The organism is Longicatena caecimuris, from assembly GCF_004341945.1.
In the GTDB taxonomy this organism is placed as follows: Bacteria; Bacillota_I; Bacilli_A; order Erysipelotrichales; family Erysipelotrichaceae; genus Longicatena; species Longicatena caecimuris.
Genome location: NZ_SMBP01000005.1, coordinates 139,010 through 146,216, shown reverse-complemented (window position 1 = coordinate 146,216; position 7,207 = coordinate 139,010). Strand labels below are relative to the sequence as shown.

Here is a 7,207-nt window from a genome sequence, read left to right as displayed (position 1 = left end):
TATTTTCGCACATAAAAACCCGCATAAATACGGGCTCTGATTAACATTTGTTTTTTTGCTCCTAAAGAAACATGGTGCTAACTTCTAAAGACGGGGATCAGTTTCTTACCTAAAGAAGCTGATTTTTTTAGTTATTTAATGACTGGATAAAATAAACGCCTATTCCTAACATAAGAGTGGTATAATAAAAGTACTATGGAATCCATACGAGGAGATATGAGCATGAGAAAGGCGAAGCAAGTAGAGCAACCATTAACAGGCGGTGTCATTGACTGTTGCAGTGATGAATATTTTACGATACTTCATGCAGATGATGCCTGGTATCATTTTATTGGCTATACCAAGGAAGAATTTGTGGATAAATTTCATAATCGCTTATTCTCCATCCTACTTGCAGAAGATGAACAGCTCCATCGTGAAATCCGCAAGCAACTGTCTTATGGTGATGTCTTTATGTGTGAAAGTCAGTTGGCATGCAAAGATAAAACGATAAAATGGGTGAGTATCAGTGCACAACTTACACATTCCAATGATCATACGACATCCTTTCATTGTATCTTTCACGATATCAGTCACGAGAAGAAAACTGAGCAAGCTTTACAGCTGAGTGATAAACGTTTAGCTTTTTTGTTATCTTTGACACAGGATATCGTATTTGAATACGATGTAACGGCAAAAGAAATTTATTATTCTGAAAACTTTGAACGCAAGTTTGGTTATCAGATACCGGTAACAGGGTTTCCGGATTCTTTATTTGAAGCCAATATTATTTATCAAGAAGATGTTTCCACCTTACGAGATGCTTTCCAATCTATACTTCATGGTAAAGATGCCATGCGCTGTGAATATCGCCTGAAATATCAAGATCAAGGTTATCGCTGGGTATTTGCGCAGGCCAGAGCATTGCGTGATCAAAGTGGCAAGGTAATGAAAATCTTAGGGGTGATCATGGATATCCATGAACAAAAGAATGAAATTTTGAAATCACGCAAAGAGGCGGCTTTAGATCCTTTAACCGGTTTATATAATCGCCGCGAATGTGTACGAAGAATTGAGGAATATATTAGCAAGCATGAACAATTGATGGCGTTTATATTGATTGATGTGGATGATTTTAAACTTGTGAATGACAGGTATGGACATACGATTGGCGATGAAACCTTATTCTTTTTAGGGGAAGCTTTACAAAAGCTGATTCGCAAAAAAGATACGGCAGCTCGCATTGGCGGAGATGAATTCGTTGTATGTCTCAATGCTATTCCTCATGAAGATGTGGCAATTACGAAAATCAAAGCTATCCAGCAAATGTTTAGCCATCATATGATGCAAAAATTACACCATGAGGTCAATTGCAGTATTGGTATAAGCTATTATCCAAAACATGGGAAAAGCTTTCATCAGCTGTTAGAGGCAGCGGATAGGGCAATGTATCAAGCGAAAAAAGAAGGAAAGAATCGTTATAGTGTGTATCAGTCCCAAAAAGAGCAGCATTCTTATGCCATCTTAAACCAACCACCTATTACAAAAACGTTTTTCGATGAGGCCATGGTGCAGTTTATGGCAGATTCTGTTTTGGACGGTATGATTGGATGGTATGTAAAAGAAGGATTCCCTATTTACTATATCAATGACAACATGCTGAAGCTTTTGGGTTTTGAGGATGAAAAAACATATCGTGAGGCAGTTAATGGTCATTTTTTAGAAACGATTTTAGCCAAAGATCGATTAAAAACTGAACAAAGCATTCGCGAACAACTGCAGACAAAGCAGGAGTTTTTGGTATCTTTTCGTATTTGCGATCGCTTCAATCAGGTTATTTGGATCAGTGGTAAGGGCAAACGAATCCATTACAGTGAAGAACAAGATGCGGTTTTTATGCTTTGTGTGAACATACAGAAGCAAAAAACATGTGAGAATCAGCTGAACCTATATCAGAGTTTTCGTGGCAGTGCTGTTTTTATCATCACTTTGGATGCAGCCTTCACCTTGCGTTATGCCAATGCATCATTTTATGAGTTGTTAGAAATAACACCTCAGCAAATGCAGGACACGTATCATATGCAATGGATACACATGGTGCAGCAAGATGATAGAAAGCGGATAAAAAAGTTGTTGCAAGCAGCGTTAAAACAGGAAGAAACAACTATCAAATGCGAGTTTTTGGTTACTACCGGAAAAGGTAATCAAAAATGGCTGTTTTTCAGTGGTGCTTTAGAACAAGCTGAACATCAGCAATGGCAGATGAAGGGTATTATGTTGGATCATACAAGAGAGCATGCGCTGATGGAGGCATTGACACACAAAGAAATGGTTTATCGTACGGCTTTGGAAGAAGCCCAAATCTGTGTATGGGAATATGATATTGATAAGAAAATTATGTATATGAGCGAGAATGGTAAGGATCGTCATGCGATGCAAACGATCACTCGCAATATGCCCGAAGCATTGCAGAAGCAGCATCTGATTCATCCGGAAAGCTGGCCGACGCTGAAAGATATGTATGTACAGCTTGAAAACGGAGTCCCTTATATCCAAAGAGATATTCTAACAGCCAAGAAAAACCATGATGGCTGGTGGTGGGAAAGAGTGACTTATACGACCATTTACGATCAGCAGAAAAAAGCGCGCTATGCGGTGGCCGTTGGCGAAGATGTAACGAAACAAAAAACAGCGCAGGCATATTATCAGCATCAAATGCAGCGCCATATCGTTATTTCCGATACTATGTTGTTACGTTTTCGGATGAATCTATCGCAAGAGTGTATGATGGAAATCGAAGGCAAAATGGTAGCCGCCCAGCAAAAGGTAGAAAGCTTTGAAGATTTATTGCAGCTGCACACACAGCATGTGGCTTTTGAGGAAGATCGCCTGCGCTTTTTACATCTGCTGAATATGGAAGCATTACAAAATGCATATGCCCAAGGAAAATCACTCATCAATTGTGAATATCGCTGTAAAGATGAAAATGGGCATTTGTTTTGGGTCAACAGTGTAGGTCGATTATTCATGGATGCCAAAAACGGTGATTTATATTTGCATGGTATTCTAGTGAACATAGATGATCGTAAAAAAATTGAACTGGCATTAAAGAAGAAACCGGAAATGGATGTATTTCCAAATGTATATAAAGAAAACACCTTTAAAGAAGTGTTAAAGGAAACCTTAAAACAGCGGAAAAAAGCACAGGAAAAAGAAGCTTTCTTACTATTTGAAATCGATCATGAATCAGAATTTTCACGTATCGATATGGCCGGAGTCGAGCGTATTCAGGAAGAATTGGCAGCCTTGTTACTAACTGGTTTTGCATGCCGAAAAATCGTAGGACGCATGGAAGATGGAACATTTGCGTTATGGTTATGCAGTGAGGCAACCAAACAGGATATCTGCGCTATCGTCGAATATATTCGTAAGACGATCGGCATTCCTTATATGTTTTCTGATATGAACTTTAAGGTTACCTTATCTTGTGGCATTATCCTGCTGCATCAGCCAAAAACAAGTGATGAACTCTTTCATATTGCTTTTGATACCATTCATCAAGCCAAAGAAAAAGGTGGAAATTGTTATGTGCTAAAAGAAGTCGAACAGCCTTTACCACAGCCTTTGACTATGCAGGAGCTTTTCACAGGAGATAAGGCAAGTGAGGATATGCTCTTAAAAACACTGTATTCAATGAATCTGGAAAAGTCTTTTACTAAAGCGTTGTATCGTGCCGTTGAGCAACTCATGCGTTATTATGGCGGAGATCGCGCATATTTGATTGATTATAGCGATACTATGCAATTATATGAAGTTCGCAAGGATGGTATGGATTCTATCAAAGAATTGAATGAATATATACTACAGCCGAATTCCATTCATAATGCGAATTTAAAAGAATTGCTGTTTGGTGTACAAGTATTAGAGGATGTAGAAAGCTTAAAAGAGCAAGATCCTAAGATATATGCATATTTAAAAGAATTACGCATTCATAGCAGTATGTTGGCATGTATGCAGGATAATGGAGTAATTATTGGTTATCTTGGCATCGACAATTATACGTGCCATAAGGAACATCCCGGTTTCTTACGGATGTTAAGTTATTATTTAAGCAATGAATTGGCGAAGATGAAACTGCAAAAGAAACAATTGTATATGCATTATCATGATTATCTAAGTGGTGCTTTGAATCGAGCAAGTTATCAGCAATACCGTCAGGAACTCATGGAAGAACGATTAATTTCATTGGGTGTAGTTTCATTGGATATCAATGGATTGCGGGATATTAATCACCTATACGGAAACGCTTATGGTGATGATATCATCCGTCGCATTGCACATTTAATGGAAAAGATATTCGTAAATGGCAATGTCTATCGCTTTACCGGGGATGAGTTTTTGGTGATCGTAGAAGATATGAGCAATGAGATGTTTACCAATCATGTTGTGAAATTGCAAAAACGTATGCAAAAGATTTGTGATGTATCCATCGGCTTTGTATGGAGTGATACGAATAAGCAGTTGGATGAGCTGATTGCCCATGCAGATGAGCAAAGACTGATCAATAAGCAATTCAATTACAGCTATTTGCAAGGCGAACACGCCAAACATAATACCCATGTCTTAAAAGGCATTTTAAAAGAAATTAAGGAAGGCCGTTTCCAGGTGTATTTGCAAAAGAAAGTAAATTCACAAACCAATGCCATCATTGGGGCCGAGGCTTTGATTCGCTATCAGGATGCGGATGGAACGATCGTAGCACCAAATCGCTTTATTCCAATGCTGGAAAAGTTAGGCATTATTCATTATATTGACTTCTTTGTGTTCCGGCAGGTTCATGAAATCTTATGTAAATGGGAAAAGGAAGGCAAAGCATGTGTGCCGATTTCTTTAAATTTCTCACGCGTGACATTATTAGAAGATAATTTGGCACAGCGGATGAGCAACATCAGTGAAAGCTATGCCTGCAAACGTGCATGGATCGAAATTGAAATTACAGAGAGCGTCGGTGATATTGAAAGAACGACCATGGAGAAGAAATGTAAAGAAATAAAAGAAGCAGGCTATCGTTTGTCTTTAGATGATTTTGGATCGAAATATAGTAATATTGCCTTTTTATCCAGTGTTAAGTTTAATGTACTGAAACTGGATAAGGGCTTAATGGATGATATCATCAGTAACCATAAAGCCAGAGCCATCATTTCCAGCATGGTGGAACTGTGTGCGGCTTTACAGATTGAGGTTGTGGCTGAAGGAGTTGAATATGCAGAACAAGTGGAAATATTAAAAACATTGGGTTGCTATCTGATTCAGGGATATTATTATGGTAAGCCGATACCTTCACAGGAATGGTAAGTCACATGAGGCATTGTTTCAAAGCTGTTCAGATTGAAATAATGCCTTTTCTAACCGGTTTTAAAAATATCAACAAGAAAAAAAGCAGAAATTTACATTTATTCTAAAACATGCTAAAATACAGAAGATTATAGATGAATCATAAAGTTAGATGAGGAGAGTACAGTATGAAATTGAGTAACAGTTTCTTTTATACCATCCGTGAAAATGCGAAGGATGAAGACAGTGTCAGTGGAAACTTACTGGTAAGAGCAGGAATGATCAAGAAAAGCTCTTCCGGTATTTATATGATCATGCCTATGGGAAAGCGCGTATTACAGAAGATTGAAACAATCGTACGTGAGGAAATGGACGCAACCGGTGCACAGGAGTTGTTGATGCCGGTACTGATTCCTGAAGAAGTATACGAAAAAAGCGGACGTAGGGAAGCCTTTGGGGCAAATATGTTTGCTTTGAAAGATCGTTACCAGAAACGTTATGTCATGGGGCCAACGCATGAAGAACTTTTCACCATAGCGGCAACCATGAAAGGAAGCTCTTATAAGGATTTCCCTTATAATCTATATCAGATTCAGACCAAATTTCGTGATGAAACAAGACCTCGTTATGGCTTGATTCGAGTGCGTGAATTTATCATGAAGGATGCATATTCCTTTGATGTGGATGAGGAAAGTATGCATGTATCCTATATGAAGATGTTTCATGCATATAAAAAGATCATGGAGCGTTTAGGCTTAACATATAAGATCGTTAAGGCAGATACCGGGGCAATGGGGGGAAGTTTGTCAGAGGAATTCCAGGCCATTACTCCAATCGGAGAAGATGTAGTTGTTGGCTGTGAGCATTGCGATTTCTCCAGCAATTTGGAAATTACGGAAGTTGTGGATCAGGCATCGGATGACACGGCAGAACTTCGTCAAATGGAAGTTGTGAAAACACCGGATGCCAAGACGATCGAAGAAGTGGCAGCCTTCTTTCAGAAAGCAGCCGATGACTTTGTAAAGACATTGATTTATAAGATTGATGGTAAGACCTATGCCTTTTTGTTAAAGGGCACAAGAGAATTAAATGAGACAAAAGTCTTGAAGTTGCTACAGGCAAATGAAATGGAATTGGCCGATTTTGATGAAGTAGAACGTGTTACACATGCGAAGGTTGGTTTTGCCGGTCCGATTGGAATTGCATGTCCGATCATCATGGATCGTGAAGTTACGCATATGAAAAACTTTATTGTCGGCGCAAATCAGACCGATCACCATATCGTAAACGTGAATGTGAAAGATTTTGAAGTCTCTATGATTGCGGATATTGCACAGGTAAAAGAAGGTGACATCTGTCCGGTATGTGGACATCGTTTAACCTTTGCGAAAGGAATTGAGGTAGGAAATACCTTTAAACTCGGTACGAAATATGCAGAAAGTCTTGGCTTAGAATATCAGGATGAAACAAATAAGCTGCATCCGGTACAGATGGGCTGCTATGGCTTTGGCTTAGGAAGAGCAATGGCGGCAATTGTGGAACAGCACAATGACGCATCCGGTATCATCTGGCCTGCCAGTGTAGCGCCTTATCAAGTGGCTATCGTCGTTGTAGCAATCAAGGATGAAGAGCAGATGCGTGTAGCAACTGCCTTGTATGAAGAGCTGAGTGCTGCTGGTATTGATGTCGTATTGGATGATCGAAAAGAGCGCCCAGGCGTAAAATTTAAGGACATGGAGCTGATTGGCATCCCTTATCGCATAACAGTAGGAAGAGGAGCTGTGGATGGCAAGGTGGAATTCCGCGCGCGTACAGCATCAGAAAACGAAGAATGGCTGATCAGTGAAACAAAAGCGAAGCTGATGGAAATAGTAAAGTAAGAAGAAGGTAAGAA

The 7,207-nt window shown here is 39.3% G+C and carries 2 protein-coding genes; both read left to right on the top strand.

What is annotated here, in order from left to right:
- The first annotated feature begins 222 nt into the window (after positions 1-222).
- On the top strand, positions 223-5,334 hold the full coding sequence (locus EDD61_RS04625; protein ID WP_132224275.1) for a diguanylate cyclase domain-containing protein: 5,112 nt from the start codon (positions 223-225) through the stop codon (positions 5,332-5,334).
- A gap of 167 nt (positions 5,335-5,501) precedes the next feature.
- Positions 5,502-7,193, top strand: a complete 1,692-nt coding sequence (locus EDD61_RS04620; protein WP_132224273.1) for a proline--tRNA ligase — start codon at positions 5,502-5,504, stop codon at positions 7,191-7,193.
- The last annotated feature ends 14 nt before the right edge of the window (positions 7,194-7,207 follow it).